Origin of the sequence: Chroococcidiopsis sp. CCALA 051 (assembly GCF_003015105.1) — a bacterium.
Lineage (GTDB): Bacteria > Cyanobacteriota > Cyanobacteriia > Cyanobacteriales > Chroococcidiopsidaceae > Chroococcidiopsis > Chroococcidiopsis thermalis.
In genome coordinates this window covers 55,110-68,873 of sequence record NZ_PYCI01000008.1, presented here as the reverse complement: position 1 = coordinate 68,873, position 13,764 = coordinate 55,110, and the positions used below count along the sequence as shown (strand labels likewise).

General features: G+C 42.3%; 12 protein-coding genes. 7 read left to right on the top strand and 5 right to left on the bottom strand.

What is annotated here, in order from left to right:
* Nucleotides 1-2 precede the first annotated feature (2 nt).
* The 4 genes from C7Y66_RS03280 to C7Y66_RS03265 all read right to left on the bottom strand — a co-directional run bounded on the left by C7Y66_RS03280 (nucleotide 3) and on the right by C7Y66_RS03265 (nucleotide 5,513).
* Entirely contained in the window at nucleotides 3-1,310 is a 1,308-nt protein-coding gene (locus C7Y66_RS03280; RefSeq protein WP_106544449.1) for a flippase, read from the bottom strand.
* A gap of 11 nt (nucleotides 1,311-1,321) precedes the next feature.
* Complete coding sequence (locus C7Y66_RS03275) at nucleotides 1,322-3,538, bottom strand: polysaccharide biosynthesis tyrosine autokinase (protein ID WP_106544448.1); 2,217 nt, start codon at nucleotides 3,536-3,538, stop codon at nucleotides 1,322-1,324.
* 452 nt (nucleotides 3,539-3,990) lie between these two features.
* Nucleotides 3,991-5,283: a cytosine permease gene (gene codB / locus C7Y66_RS03270; protein ID WP_106544447.1), complete on the bottom strand. Its 1,293-nt coding sequence runs from the start codon at nucleotides 5,281-5,283 to the stop codon at nucleotides 3,991-3,993.
* Nucleotides 5,284-5,285: 2 nt separating this feature from the next.
* Complete coding sequence (locus C7Y66_RS03265; protein ID WP_106544446.1) at nucleotides 5,286-5,513, bottom strand: hypothetical protein; 228 nt, start codon at nucleotides 5,511-5,513, stop codon at nucleotides 5,286-5,288.
* Nucleotides 5,514-5,682: 169 nt separating this feature from the next.
* Here C7Y66_RS03265 and C7Y66_RS03260 point away from each other — a divergent pair, with 169 nt between their 5' ends.
* From C7Y66_RS03260 to C7Y66_RS03230, 7 genes are all read left to right on the top strand, one after another.
* Nucleotides 5,683-7,722 carry an aconitate hydratase gene (locus C7Y66_RS03260; RefSeq protein ID WP_370143872.1) on the top strand — a complete coding sequence of 680 codons (2,040 nt, stop codon included), beginning with the start codon at nucleotides 5,683-5,685 and terminating at the stop codon, nucleotides 7,720-7,722.
* A gap of 169 nt (nucleotides 7,723-7,891) precedes the next feature.
* A complete protein-coding gene (locus C7Y66_RS03255; protein ID WP_106544444.1) occupies nucleotides 7,892-8,236 on the top strand; it encodes a polyribonucleotide nucleotidyltransferase in 345 nt (114 codons plus the stop codon).
* A 370-nt stretch (nucleotides 8,237-8,606) separates the two neighbouring features.
* Nucleotides 8,607-8,828, top strand: a complete 222-nt coding sequence (locus tag C7Y66_RS03250) for a hypothetical protein (RefSeq protein ID WP_106544443.1) — start codon at nucleotides 8,607-8,609, stop codon at nucleotides 8,826-8,828.
* A gap of 170 nt (nucleotides 8,829-8,998) precedes the next feature.
* Nucleotides 8,999-9,277 (top strand): acylphosphatase, encoded by a 279-nt coding sequence (locus C7Y66_RS03245; RefSeq protein ID WP_106544442.1) that lies wholly within the window; start codon nucleotides 8,999-9,001, stop codon nucleotides 9,275-9,277.
* A gap of 221 nt (nucleotides 9,278-9,498) precedes the next feature.
* Nucleotides 9,499-10,569 carry a 3-deoxy-7-phosphoheptulonate synthase gene (locus C7Y66_RS03240; RefSeq protein ID WP_015156619.1) on the top strand — a complete coding sequence of 357 codons (1,071 nt, stop codon included), beginning with the start codon at nucleotides 9,499-9,501 and terminating at the stop codon, nucleotides 10,567-10,569.
* A 156-nt stretch (nucleotides 10,570-10,725) separates the two neighbouring features.
* Nucleotides 10,726-12,168, top strand: a complete 1,443-nt coding sequence (locus C7Y66_RS03235) for an ATP-dependent DNA helicase RecQ (protein WP_106544441.1) — start codon at nucleotides 10,726-10,728, stop codon at nucleotides 12,166-12,168.
* Nucleotides 12,169-12,183: 15 nt separating this feature from the next.
* A complete protein-coding gene (locus C7Y66_RS03230; RefSeq protein WP_106544440.1) occupies nucleotides 12,184-13,221 on the top strand; it encodes a low specificity L-threonine aldolase in 1,038 nt (345 codons plus the stop codon).
* Nucleotides 13,222-13,259: 38 nt separating this feature from the next.
* On the opposite strand, the gene C7Y66_RS03225 is transcribed toward C7Y66_RS03230, so the two are convergent.
* Entirely contained in the window at nucleotides 13,260-13,661 is a 402-nt protein-coding gene (locus tag C7Y66_RS03225) for a fasciclin domain-containing protein (protein WP_106544439.1), read from the bottom strand.
* Nucleotides 13,662-13,764 lie beyond the last annotated feature (103 nt).

The following is a 13,764-nucleotide window of genomic DNA, read 5'->3' as shown; positions in this document are numbered from 1 at the left end:
TTTCAATTGATTAAAATAAGTGCTTTGAATTGGATAAAAAACATGTTTCTTGTTTTTTGATTAAATAAATTTGCAATAAAGGCAGCAAAAGCATAGGAAATAACAGTAGCGATCGCTGCACCATTCCCAGAGTAAGTAGGAATTAAGAGAAAATTCAGTAACACATTGGCGATCGCACCAATCAGTGTTCTTTGCAAGGAAAGCTTTGTCAAGCCCTCGGTAATAAACCAAGGAGAAGTAGCAACACCCATAAAGACGAATAGAGATGCCCAAATATGGATTGCAAGAATAGAACTGGCTGCAATATATTCTTGACCGAACAACCCTACCACGAAGGTTTTCGATAGAAATGTCATAGGTATTGCGATCGCTGTGGATAAAAATACCATCAGCCGCAATAGCTGTTTTATGCGCTGGTAGTAAAGACTTTCACTTATTCCCTTTGCTTCGACAATAGTGGGAAACATAGAAGAGGCGATAGCTGTGGGAATGAAATACCAGACTTCAGAGATCCGAGTAGCTGCTGAGTAAAGCCCGACGGCGCGATCGTCGATCATCTGTCCCAGCATAATCTGGTCGATTCGCATATAAATCATAATCGTCAGTCCCGAAAGCATCAGCGCCCAACTTTCTTTAAGTAAGGCGATCGCACGGGTAAGGCTCCAACGCCAAGCCCAAAAGCTATATCCTTGCATTCGGTAGTTGATCGCTAACCCAATTGCACCTAACCCGCTTTCTAGCAAAACTACCCAAGCAAAAGCTATTAGAGATGCATTGATTTGAATTAAAGTTAACTTGACAAGGGTGATAACGATAAACGCTAGATTCTTAGCAATAACCGTATATTTTGATTGAACCTGCGCCTGAAATTGTAAATCAATGGTGTCAAAAGCCTGAAAAATTACTCCAGCTGATAAAACACTGACTACCCAAGAAGTTAGCCGATCTCCTGAACGTAACAACGAAATGCTAAAAATTGATAGTACAACTAATACAATTCCACCAAGAAGTTTGAGAAAGAAAGTAGTACCAAGAATTTCATCCTTATATGAAGAATCACGTACAATTTCACGAATTACTATGTTGTCCAAACCTAAAGTTGCAAATGGAGTTAGCAAAGCTACGAAAGCAGTGGCATAGTTTAATAGCCCAAATTGCTGAGTTCCCAAATAACGAGCTACCCACACACCTACAAAAAGCCCAACACCCATGCGAAGGATACGGTCAGCAAACAGCCAACTAGTATTTACCGCAACTTTACGTAACTGAGGGCTAAATCTTTCGCGGATTGACACAATAGATTTGAACATACAAATCTGAGTTATGATGCTGCCTTACGATTAGCTGTAGAACGCTGACGACTAGTGGAATCCTCCTCCATGTAATAGTCCTTCACATAGTAGTAATAACTATCAGATTCATTTTCCAAAATCACGCCATTGACCACTAAACCCAAGACTTTCTGACCGGAAGACTGCAACAAATCTCTAGCAGTAGTAGCAGTATTAGAACTCACAACACCAGGTCTTGCTACCATCAATAAACCATCTGTCATCTTACCCAACATGAGAGCATCAGCAGCTACTAAAACTGGAGGAGCATCAATAATTACAAAATCAAACGATTTAGCAAAATTATCGATTAAGGAAGTTATTTGCACGGAATCGAGCAGTGCTACGGGGTTGGGAGGAGTCGCACCAGCTGTGAGAATATGCAATTTAGGCAGAACTTCTTTAATTGCAGACTGGTAATCTACTTGACCGACGATCGCATCGCTTAATCCTTCTGTATTAGCTTTCTCCCAAATGTGGTGTTGTCTGGGACGGCGCATGTCTGCATCAACAATTAAGACTCTGTTTCCCAGTTGGGCGATCGCCGCTCCTAAATTAGCAGAAACCGTAGATTTACCTTCTCCAGGGACAGAGCTAGTGACTAAAATCACTTTCAATTTATCCGAACTGGAAAATTTTAAGTTAGCCTGAAGCATCCGAAAAGCTTCCGCAATTGGCGCACGCGGAGTGTCTCTGACTGGGAGGGCGATCGTAGTTGCCTCCGCACTTTTTCCATCGGCAGCAGCTTTCTTTGTCAGAGAAGGAATAGCTCCTAAAAAGGTATAGCCAAATAACTCTCTTGCTTCCTTCAGAGTTTTGACCGATGTATCCTTAATTTCTAAGACTGCAACCGTACCGCTTGACAACACTACGCTCAACAATATACCTGCTGCCAAAATTATCATCGGTTTGAACAACAAAGCTTTTTCGGGAGCTAATGCAGATTCAATAATCCGAGCGTTACCCATATTTTGATTCTCTGCTACTCTCACCTCTTGCAGCTTTTGCAGCAGAATTTCGTATGTCGATTGAGCCGCTTTGAGTTGTCTTTCGAGTTCCCGTTGTTGCTGTTCTAATTTGGGCAGAATGTTAGCTCTTTGTTTATAGAGGTTGTATTCACCCGATAAAGAAGCTAAACGACTTGCTAAACCCAGACGCTCTACTTCTAGCTGAATATATGCCTCAGTTAGTTTCTGTTTACTTTCACCGATTTGTAACTTACCATCAGCTAGGGTTCGCGTCTTTCCTACAGCCTGTGAGATCCGTTGGCTGAGTAAGGCTTTGAGAGCTGTTCTCTTTTGCTTGAGATTGGAAATTCCTGGATAGGTTTCGGCATAGCGCGTCCGCAGTTGTGCTAGTTCGGCTTCGGTTTTTTGATATTCTGTTAAAACTCTTTGCACGCCGCGAGCCTGATTGAGCGCGTTGAGGTTCAAGCTAGTATCTGTATCCATACCGACTTGTTGGCGCAGTTTTGCCAGCTTAGTATTAGCATTTGCCAATTCTGCTCGAACCTGGGCGATTTGTCCTTCTAAAGTTTGGATAACCGTGACTGCACCTTGTGCCTCTACTTCTAATGCAATTAGGTGATTCTGTTCTTTAAAGCGACGCAGAGCGCTTTCGGCTCGACGCACGCGGGCTTCAACATCAGGAATTTGCTTAGCAATAAAATCTCCGGCTGCTGTTGCCGTAACTCGATTAGTTTGAATATTGTTTTCTAAATAAACGTTCATCAATTTATTGACGACGGCAGCAGCTTCATCAGGACTGATGCTTTTATACGTCACTTGCATCACATCAGTGCCACCAATATTTTTCAACTTTAGCTTGCCAATAATATCTGCTGGCTTAAGTGGTTCACTTGTGCGATCGTCTTTGAGATTGAGTGCAGCTATAGTTTTTTGTAAGAGGGGAATAGAGCGCACGACTTCAATTTCAGTATTGACAGGATTACTCTGAAGATTTAAGCCTTCTAAGTCTCCGATTCCCTGTCCCAAACCTGTGAGAGCAGCCGTTTGATCGTTTTTCTTAACGATCAGTTTCCCCGTCGCTTCATAAACGGGTTTCTGCAAGCAGACAGCTATAATTGCTAAACCCAGAATGGCAGTAAACACGCCCGTACCAGGTAGCCAACGGCGTTTTAAAATTATCCATAATTTTGAAAAATCTAAATCTAGATTTTCCGAGGTTTCAATAAGTCGCTCTTGCATAACTCAAAAATAGTAGAGAGAATAGTTCGGGTAAAAATTCCTGAAATACCAAGTTATAAGTTCTCAGTACAACGCGAATCTTTACAAAGTTATTAAGGTTTTGAGATACTACAGTTCAGTAATCTAAATTTCAAATAAAAGCTAACTTGAGTAATACAGGATATCCAAGCGAGTTTTCACCGATAACTTTATTTCAGGCTAATTTACTTTTAAAACTTCTTCCGTGGATTTACGTATAGACGGAGGAAATCAAGGATTATATATCATAGCCATTTTCAATTGAATGAGATAGGCGAGTAGGGGCGCACAGCCGTGCGCCCCTACAAATATATTGGCGATCGCAAAGAGAAACGTTATCAGAAATCGCCCTTTTAGTGGAGAACAATTAGCAATTCCAAATTTGAATAGAAAAAATGGCGAAGAATCGAAAGCTAGCCGCTAAATTTTCAGAATCATTCCTTCACTCTGTTGTTTTTGGGCATCAGAAATTTACTCAAAATAAAATAGGCGATCGCAGCTGCAATAATGCCGTTAATGGGCTTGACACCTGGAGAGAAGTAGGCGACTGCACTCGCTAACACGTAAGCAATAATTCCCGCCCAATTAAATGCAGGCTGTTTCTCTGTTAGTGCAGGGAAATGTCCTTTATGATGCAACCAGTAATCTGCCATTATGACCCCACCAATGGGAGGAATAAACGTTCCTAGTAAAATGAGGTAGGGGACGAGTAAATTGTAAATTCCGCCCCAGGCTAACACTAAAGCAACAGTCGCACCACCCAACACGAAAGCCGTCCGTTTGTTAGTACGGAACATATGCGCGCCTGCAACCGAGAATGCATAGATGGTGTTGTCTTGTGTCGTCCACATATTTAAGAACAACAGCACCAAACCCCAAAATAGCAATCCTTGTTGCGCCATGACTTGTACGATGTCTTCATTACCGTAAACTAGAGCGCAGAATGCACCGCTAAATATGAGTAAGCCATTGGCAAAGAAAAAGGCAGTGAGGGTACTTATCCATGCCGTGCGCCCCGAATTGGCAAATCGGCTCCAGTTAGTGGCTTGAGTTCCGCCTGAAATAAACGTCCCGACAATAATTGTAATAGCTTCACCGATTGGCATGGGTTCTTTAGGGACGATCGCCTGCAACCCTGTAAACCCTCCGACTTTCGTGGTGGCGATCGCCAAACTCCAAACCATTAAAATTAACATTGCTGGGACGGCAATTCGACTCAGCCAATCCATCGCCCGATAGCCAATATACGCTGTAGAACAAAAGAAATAAGTAAAAAATAGAATAATCAGCCAATTCCAGCCAGCCGGAACGCCTAAAAGCTTATTTGCTAACTCTGCCATCAGCGCCGATCCCCAAGCATACCAACCAATTTGGGTAAACCCAAGCAGAAAATCAACCCAACGAGAACCCACATTGCCAAAACTGAACCGCGACATCAAGACCGTACTCAGACCTGTCTTGGCAGAAATATAAGCTAGTAGACTCGCGTAGATGCCTAAAATTAAATTGCCGATGACAATCAGCGAGACAAGATCGGGGAAAAATCGAAACGATGGACCTACCCTACCCCCAGCAAATAACGTTCCTGAGTATAAGGTAAAACCCATCAGCAAGGGAGCTAAAGACCAAATTGATTTGCGTGCTGAGGCGGGGACAGCACTGAGGGGATAATCTTCACTAACAGGCGATCGCGCTACGAATTGCTGTTCTTCTGACGTGCTACTCATACTCAAGCGAATAAAAGGTTGAAATTATTCTCAGGGCGATCGCGATCGAGTAAATGTATCATAGTTAACACGATCTGCGCTGAATTTTGCCTTCCCAGCCGATCGAACTGTAGTGATATGACTGCATAAATTAAACTCAAAACTACAACATATAGCCGACTGAAAAAAGCGGAAATAACAGAAAATCTTACCTTGAGAAGATGCGCGATCGCCTGAATATACTTTTGCATATATTAATAACTGTAACTGCTAAGTAGTATGAATCGACAGAAAATAGCAGGCAAAGAAGAAACAAAGTTTATATTTAATTCTTCCCATTCATTAACTAAAAGTTGCACCAGATACAAGTTTCTAATTTTTGACTTTTAGCTTTTAAATTTTGACTTTTTCATAGGAGCCATGATACCAATGAACGTCACTCAAAAGCTGATCCAGTCTCATTTAATTGAGGGAAAAATGATTCCAGGGCAGGAGATTGGTCTGAAAATCGATCAGTCTCTGACCCAAGATGCTACGGGTACGATGGTGATGCTGGAGTTGGAAGCTTTAGGAATCGATCGCGTCAAAACCGAACTTTCTACCCAATATGTAGACCACAATTTATTACAAACAGATTACAAAAACGCCGACGACCATTTATTTCTGCGTTCTGCCTGTCAGCGATTTGGTATTTGGTACAGTCGCCCTGGAAATGGTGTCAGTCATCCCGTCCACATGGAACGATTCGGTATTCCTGGGAAAACTCTGATCGGTTCCGACAGCCACACCCCCGCCGCTGGTTCTTTGGGAATGTTAGCTTTCGGCGCGGGTGGAATTGACGTAGCTATGGCGATGGCAGGGGAACCGATGTATCTTAAAATGCCAAAAGTTTTGGGCGTGAAGCTAACCGGAAAGTTGCCCGACTGGGTAAGCGCCAAAGATGTCGTGCTAGAGATGCTGCGGCGCTACGATGTCCACGGCTGTCGCAATACAATTATCGAGTACTACGGATCGGGGCTGGAAAACTTGAGTGCAATGGATCGGCACGTTATTGCCAACATGGGTACGGAAATGGGGGCGACAACGACGGTATTTCCATCCGATGCTGAGGTAAAACGGTTTTTAGCTTCCCAAGGACGGGGTGAAGATTGGGTAGAACTGATCGCCGATGCTGGCGCAGAATACGACCTTCATGACGAAATTAATTTATCTGAATTAGTCCCTTTAATTGCTTGTCCCAGCAGTCCTGGTAATGTCGTCCCCGTGCGAGAAGTGCAAGGCAGATCGGTACAGCAAGTGGTAATTGGTTCTTCCGCAAATCCAGGCATACGAGATTTTTGGATTGTGAGTCAAATTGTCAAAGGTAAAACAGCAAGCGATCGCGTTTCCTTTGACGTTAATCCTACCTCGCGCCAGGGAATCGAGAATTTAGCTGCGATGGGAACAACTTTCTTAGATCTAATTCACGCTGGGGCGCGGTTTCATCAAGCGGGTTGTCTCGGTTGTATTGGTATGGGACAAGCCCCCGCCTCGAATCAAATTTCTTTACGCACGTTTCCCCGCAATTTTCCTGGGCGATCTGGAACTGCTGACGACCAGGTATATTTGTGCAGTCCTGAAACAGCAGCAGCGGCAGCTTTAACGGGAGTAATTACAGATCCGCGAGATTTAGAACAAATCTACGGCATGAATTATCCTCAATTTGTCGCTCCAGAAAAAGAGATCATTAATACAGAAATGCTCGTATCACCTCCTACAGATGGGAGTCAGATTCAGTTAGAAAAAGGACCAAATATTAAATCTCTACCAGATTTTCCAGAATTACCAAATCGGGTTACTACTCCCGTTTTACTTAAAGTTGGTAACAATATTTCTACTGATGAAATTATGCCGGCAGGGGCGCGGGTACTACCATTTCGGAGTAACATTCCTGGGATCAGTCAGTTTGTCTACTATATGGTAGATGAAACTTTTGCGGAGCGAGCTAAAGTTGCTCAGAAAGAATATGGCGGTCATGTCATCGTTGCAGGCGACAACTATGCCCAAGGTTCGAGTCGAGAACACGCCGCGATCGCACCCAAATATTTAGGACAAGTAGCGGTGTTAGCTAAGTCCTACGCTCGAATTGGGTGGCAAAATTTAGTTAATTTCGGCATTATGCCGCTAGAATTTGTCAATTCTGATGATTACGATACTATCGATCGCAATGATGAAATCGAAATTGTAGGATTGCGCGATGCCTTAACTTCTGGACAACCAATTGTGGCTAAAAATAAGACAAAAAATCTTGTTTATGAAATGACTCACAGCATCAGCCTGCGTCAAATTCATATCCTTTTACACGGAGGTGTAATTAACGAATTTAGAGAAAAATTGAGCGAGCGACAAGATTTAAGCGAAGATCCTAGCATTTCTGCCAAACAAGAATCTTTGGCTGATAAACAGGATGTATTGGGGTAATTGGTAATTGGTAGTTGGTAGTTGTAAGTTAACCCTTCTCCCCGTTCGATCTCATTCTATTTACCGATCGCTATTTATAACTCTTGGAGGAGATAGCAATCAAAACTTCTGTGACAGACTACGGATTAATTCAGTAAAAAAATCTTGCTCGACCGTTAGGAGAGAGATTATGGGTATAGGCGATTTTTTTAAAAACATTCCTGGTGTAGGCGATCGCAGACGAGATGACGATCGAGACTATCGAGATCGCAATGACGACGACGATCGCAGATATCGCAATCGCGATGAAGATGAGGACGACGATCGCGAGTACAGATATCGTTCGCGGGTAGAAGAAGAACGAGAATATAGAGATCGGTACGACGAAGAGGATGAAGACGACAACGATCGCAAATATAGAAGGCGCGATCGCGACGATGACGATGACGATCGAGAGTATAGAAGTCGCAGTCGGGATGATGATGACGATCGGGAATATCGATCCCGCGATCGCGACGATGACGATGACGATTAATATGAATTTTGATGGCAAATTAGCCAGTCATTCACAAAACGGGAAATAGCAAATTTGTGAACTTGCAATTGTAAGTAAGTGCTAAGTTGACTCACGAAATCTAGATTAGCGTTAGTAACTCAACTAGCGCTATTTTGTTAGCTTAATAAAGCTATAAAGTTTAGTTTCGAGCGGTACGCAGCCCTGTTTATACGTCTTTTGTGATAAAAAATCCTAAATACAACTATCGCTTTGTTATTAAAAATTCTTTTGATTTAATCATGGCAAGTTGTTAGAGAATACTCTTAATCGATCTCCCAAGGAGTTTTTATGGAGATAGGCGATTTTCTCAAAAATATTCCTGGCTTTCCGCAAGACCGCCGCGATGATAATGACGATCGCAAATACAGAGACGACGATCGCACATCCAGAAGGCGCGATGATGACGACGATGACGATCGCAGATACAGAGACGACGATCGCAGATCCAGAAGGCGCGATGATGACGACGATGACGACGATGACGATCGCAGATATAGAAGCCGTAAACGCGATGACGATGATGATGATGACGATGATGATGACTAAAACCGTCGTCTTGAGTTTGAGCTAGATTGCAGCACCATTTTTGCTTAGAATGAACCAAGTAAGGCTTCGTTTGGCGTTAGCTTCTCAGTTAGCGCCATTTTTGTCGCTCTAAACTATTGCATATCTAATTTTGCACTATGCAATTAACCAGCATCAGATATACTGTGTCTCAGCTTTTTGACTTTTGACTTTATAATGCAAGATCGACTTCGCGCCCATGTATTCGTTTCTGGTAGAGTTCAAGGAGTAGGCTACCGAATGTCAACGGCTGAGATGGCTGCTGAGATGGGGTTACATGGCTGGGTGCGAAACTTACCTGACGGACGAGTGGAAGCCGTATTTGAAGGAACGAGAGAATTAGTAGAAGAGGCGATCGCGTGGTGTCGCCAGGGAAACCCGCTTGCTGTTGTTAAAGACGTGGCGGTTGAGTACGAAACACCAGAAGGATTACGCAATTTTGAGATCCGGCGTTGATTTGGCAAGTGGAGGCAGCCGTGCGCTACTGTTTAGGTTTATGACAGGTAATGACAGGGATGTGGAAATCGCGATCGCTCCTGGTGTAGTCTTTTTTTAGACCATCTAGAACGCTTAAGGGAGTTTTTCTCCCAAATTGTTTCGTCTGCCTCTATTTAGAAAATACTATACTGAATATTGGTTTTATCTGTAGTCGTTCTTCAAAATAGGTAATTTTTACTATGCACGATCGTATTGCCGATATCCGCATTGATAATTCACATATCTTAATTACCCCGAAAGAATTAAAAACAAAATTACCCTTGACGGAAAAAGCAGAAAAAACTGTCCTCCGCTTTCGGAAAGAATTAGAAAATATATTAGATGGTATAGATAATAGAAAGTTTATTGTAGTTGGTCCCTGTTCTATTCACGATGTTGCAGCAGCAGAAGAGTATGCAGGGAAATTAAAAAATTTAGCAGATAAAGTTCAAGATAAATTACTGCTGATCATGCGCGTGTATTTTGAAAAACCTCGCACGACAGTAGGATGGAAAGGGTTAATTAACGATCCCGATATGGATGATTCTTTCCATATTGAAAAAGGTTTGCATTTAGCCCGGAGCTTATCATTAAAGCTAGCAGAAATGGGCATTCCTGCGGCAACAGAAGCACTCGATCCAATAGTACCGCAGTATATCAGCGAACTCATGTCTTGGGCGGCGATCGGGGCGAGAACGACTGAATCTCAAACTCACCGAGAAATTGCCAGCGGGCTATCAATGCCAGTAGGATTTAAGAATGGGACTGATGGTGGGATTCAAGTTGCTCTCAATGCCCTCCATGCAGCAAGTACGCCACACAATTTTCTGGGGATCGATCAAAGAGGACGAGTAAGTGTTTTTAAAACAAAAGGAAACGCTTACGGTCATATTATTTTACGGGGTGGTGGTGGCAAACCTAATTACGAGATTGCCCATGTTAAGAAAGTGGAAGAAAAGTTAAAAGAGGCTGGTTTACCACCACGAATTGTCATCGATTGCAGTCACGGTAACTCTAATAAAAACTACAAATTACAAACTGTAGCTTTTAACGATGCGATCGCGCAAATTGTAGAAGGAAATACATCAATTCTAGGAATGATGTTAGAATCTCATTTGTATGAGGGTCATCAGTCAATTCCTTGCGATTTGTCAAAATTGAAATATGGTATCTCAGTGACAGATCAGTGTATCGGTTGGGCAGAAACTGAGGAAGTTATTTTGGCAGCTTATGAGAAATTGAGTAAGGAGGCGATCGCGGTGGGTGGTTGAGATCCCCCCAACCCCCCTTAAAAAGGGGGGCTAGATCTCCCTTTAATCCCCTAATAAATGTAGAGACGTTACATGTAACGTCTCTACAGTGAAATTACCGATCGCTTCCTCACCGACTAACAGTTATATTCAGAGTCAAAAAATTGCTGAACAACAATGCATGACTCTGGATCTGGGCAACATATTCGCGCTACCTTACAAAAAATCTGGGGATATGCAGATTTTCGCCCGCCTCAAGGGGAAATTATTCGTAGTATATTATCGGGGCAAGATACTTTGATAATTATGCCTACGGGTGGAGGTAAGTCGATTTGTTTTCAACTTCCAGCACTACTACAAACAGGTTTAACTATAGTCGTTTCTCCTCTAGTAGCGTTGATGGAAAATCAAGTTAAAGAATTGCGCGATCGCCATCTTCCTGCTGCTTTATTACACAGTGAACTACCAAAAGACAGCCGTTTTAAAACTTTACAACAATTAGAACAGCAACAATTAAAACTACTTTATTTATCGCCAGAAACTTTACTTAGCAAACCGATTTGGGAAAGGTTATCTCAACCGCAATTAAAAATTGATACTTTAATTTTAGATGAAGCTCACTGTTTATCTCAATGGGGCGATACATTTCGTCCTGCATATCGCCGTTTGGGTACAGTGCGATCGGCTTTACTTCAGTCTAAACCAGTTGGGACAAAAATTGCGATCGCCGCTTTTACTGCAACTGCCGATCCGACAACTCAGCAGACAATTCAGCAAGTCTTACAACTACAACAACCAGCAATTTTTCGTCAAAATCCCTACCGTTCCAATCTCCAGCTTCAGGTAAAAATAGTTTGGACACCTAAAGGACGGAAACAACAATTAGAGAAATTTATTCAGTCACAACAGGGGGAAGCTGGGTTAGTTTACGTGCGTACCCGCCGCGATAGCGAAAGTTTAGCAGAGTGGTTGACGCAACGAGGATATATGACTGCGGCTTATCATGCGGGTTTGAGTCCAGCAGAACGCCGTAGAATTGAAGCTAGCTGGTTAAATGGAGAAATGCAGTTTGTTGTCTGTACCAGCGCGTTCGGAATGGGGATTAATAAACCTAATGTGAGATGGGTGATACATTTCCACTCTCCCTTATTATTATCAGAATACGTGCAGGAAGTTGGGCGTGCTGGTAGAGATGGAAAACCGAGTATTGCATTGACGTTAATTAGCGAACCTACAGGATGGTTAGATCCAGAAGATAAGCAGCGTCAGCAATTTTTTGAAAATAAAATGCGATCGCAATATTTAGTAGCACAGCAATTAGCCAAAAAACTTCCAGTTAAAGGAGAAGTGGAGGCTGTAGCACGAAAATTTTCTGATGGTGCGATTGCGTTATCTCTCCTCCACAGCACTAATTTGTTAGACTGGCAAGATCCATTTTATTACACGATCCGTCAACCAATTAAACTAAAGCCACCTAAACAATTTCTTGCCGTACAGCAGATGACTCAGTATCTTACAACGAAACAGTGTCGCTGGCAGTATTTGTTAAAATGTTTTGGTTTCAGTCAAGAATTACCATTTTCAGGTTGCGGACATTGCGATCGATGCAAAAAACATTAATTATGTAGATAGATTATGGTAAACAACCCAGAACAATTTGCCAGCGATAACTACTCTGGAATTTGTCCAGAAGCTTTAGAATATATGCTGAAAGCGAATGCAGGTAGTTCGCCTGCATATGGTAACGATGAATGGACGCAAAAAGCTTCCGATTATTTTCGGCAAATCTTTGAAACTGACTGCGAAGTATTCTTCGTCTTTAACGGCACGGCTGCTAATTCTCTATCTTTAGCTGCACTTTGTCAGTCTTACCACAGTGTCATTTGTCACGAAGTCGCACATATTGAAACCGATGAATGCGGCGCGCCAGAATTTGCTTCTAATGGTTCTAAGTTATTACTAGCAAAAGGCGAAGTGGGTAAGCTAAACCCAGCGTCAGTAGAAGCGATTGTCAGCAAACGTGCAGATATTCACTTTCCCAAACCTAAAGTTATTAGCTTGACACAAGCTACAGAATTAGGAACTTTATATTCTATCGACGAACTTTTAGCAATTAAAGCAGTTGCCCAAAAATATGACTTAAAAATTCATATGGATGGCGCACGCTTTGCCAATGCTGTCGTCGCAATGAATAAAACTCCAGCAGAAATTACCTGGAAAAGTGGCGTTGATGTCTTGTGTTTTTGTGGAACGAAGAACGGTACGGCAATGGGTGAAGCAATTATCTTCTTTAATAAAAGCTTAGCAGAAGACTTTGCCTATCGCTGCAAGCAAGCGGGACAATTAGCATCGAAAATGCGATTTATTTCCGCACCTTGGCTGGGTTTGTTAGAATCAGGTGCTTGGTTAAGAAATGCGCGTCACGCTAATGAATGTGCGGAATATTTAGAAAATCAACTTTTAAACATTGAAGGTGTAGAAATTCTATTTCCCAGACAAGTCAATGGTGTGTTCGTGCAGTTATCAGAACATACTATTAATCAATTACGTGCTAAGAACTGGCAATTCTACACTTTTATCGGTGCTGGTGGTGTAAGATTTATGTGTTCTTGGGGAACGACTAAAGAAAGAATTGATGAGTTGGTTGCAGATATTAAAACGTCGATCGCCTGATGTAGAGACGTTACATGTAACGTCTCTACAGATATAAATTACCCCATTAAAATAACGCGGTTAATTACATGAATCACGCCGTTATCAGCTTCAATATCTGGTGCTAATACTGTGGCATTTTTGACTTCAAAGCTATCAGTACAATTAATCGGAATTGGCGAACCTTCCACCGAAATGACAGAATCGACTTTTGCTAAGTCAGCTTGCATCAACTTACCAGAAACAACATGGAAAGTTAAAATTCTTGCTAATTGAGGAATGTTTTGTAGTAAGGTTTGAATAGTTCCAGGTGGTAGTTGTGCAAATGCTTCGTCGTTAGGTGCAAACACCGTGAAGGGACCAGGACTTTTGAGGGTGTCTACTAACCCTGCTGCTTGTACTGCCGCTACTAAAGTATTGAAAGAACCCGCACCAACAGCAATATCGACAATGTCAGCCATGTATCTTACCTAGAGTATAAAAAAATGCTCGTATAGCAATTACCAATTACGAACATATCATAGGTAGGGACGCATAACCGTCCGCTCCTATAAGATATATATT

Excerpts from the sequence above, each read along its gene's own strand:
- C7Y66_RS03245 (WP_106544442.1), top strand. The coding sequence starts at position 8,999 with ATGCAAGATCGACTTCGCGCCCATGTATTCGTTTCTGGTAGAGTTCAA.
- C7Y66_RS03240 (WP_015156619.1), top strand. The coding sequence starts at position 9,499 with ATGCACGATCGTATTGCCGATATCCGCATTGATAATTCACATATCTTA.
- C7Y66_RS03225 (WP_106544439.1), bottom strand. The coding sequence starts at position 13,661 with ATGGCTGACATTGTCGATATTGCTGTTGGTGCGGGTTCTTTCAATACT.
- C7Y66_RS03260 (WP_370143872.1), top strand. The coding sequence starts at position 5,683 with ATGATACCAATGAACGTCACTCAAAAGCTGATCCAGTCTCATTTAATT.
- C7Y66_RS03250 (WP_106544443.1), top strand. The coding sequence starts at position 8,607 with ATGACGATCGCAAATACAGAGACGACGATCGCACATCCAGAAGGCGCG.
- C7Y66_RS03230 (WP_106544440.1), top strand. The coding sequence starts at position 12,184 with ATGGTAAACAACCCAGAACAATTTGCCAGCGATAACTACTCTGGAATT.
- C7Y66_RS03255 (WP_106544444.1), top strand. The coding sequence starts at position 7,892 with ATGGGTATAGGCGATTTTTTTAAAAACATTCCTGGTGTAGGCGATCGC.
- codB (WP_106544447.1), bottom strand. The coding sequence starts at position 5,283 with ATGAGTAGCACGTCAGAAGAACAGCAATTCGTAGCGCGATCGCCTGTT.
- C7Y66_RS03275 (WP_106544448.1), bottom strand. The coding sequence starts at position 3,538 with ATGCAAGAGCGACTTATTGAAACCTCGGAAAATCTAGATTTAGATTTT.
- C7Y66_RS03280 (WP_106544449.1), bottom strand. The coding sequence starts at position 1,310 with ATGTTCAAATCTATTGTGTCAATCCGCGAAAGATTTAGCCCTCAGTTA.
- C7Y66_RS03265 (WP_106544446.1), bottom strand. The coding sequence starts at position 5,513 with ATGCAAAAGTATATTCAGGCGATCGCGCATCTTCTCAAGGTAAGATTT.
- C7Y66_RS03235 (WP_106544441.1), top strand. The coding sequence starts at position 10,726 with ATGCATGACTCTGGATCTGGGCAACATATTCGCGCTACCTTACAAAAA.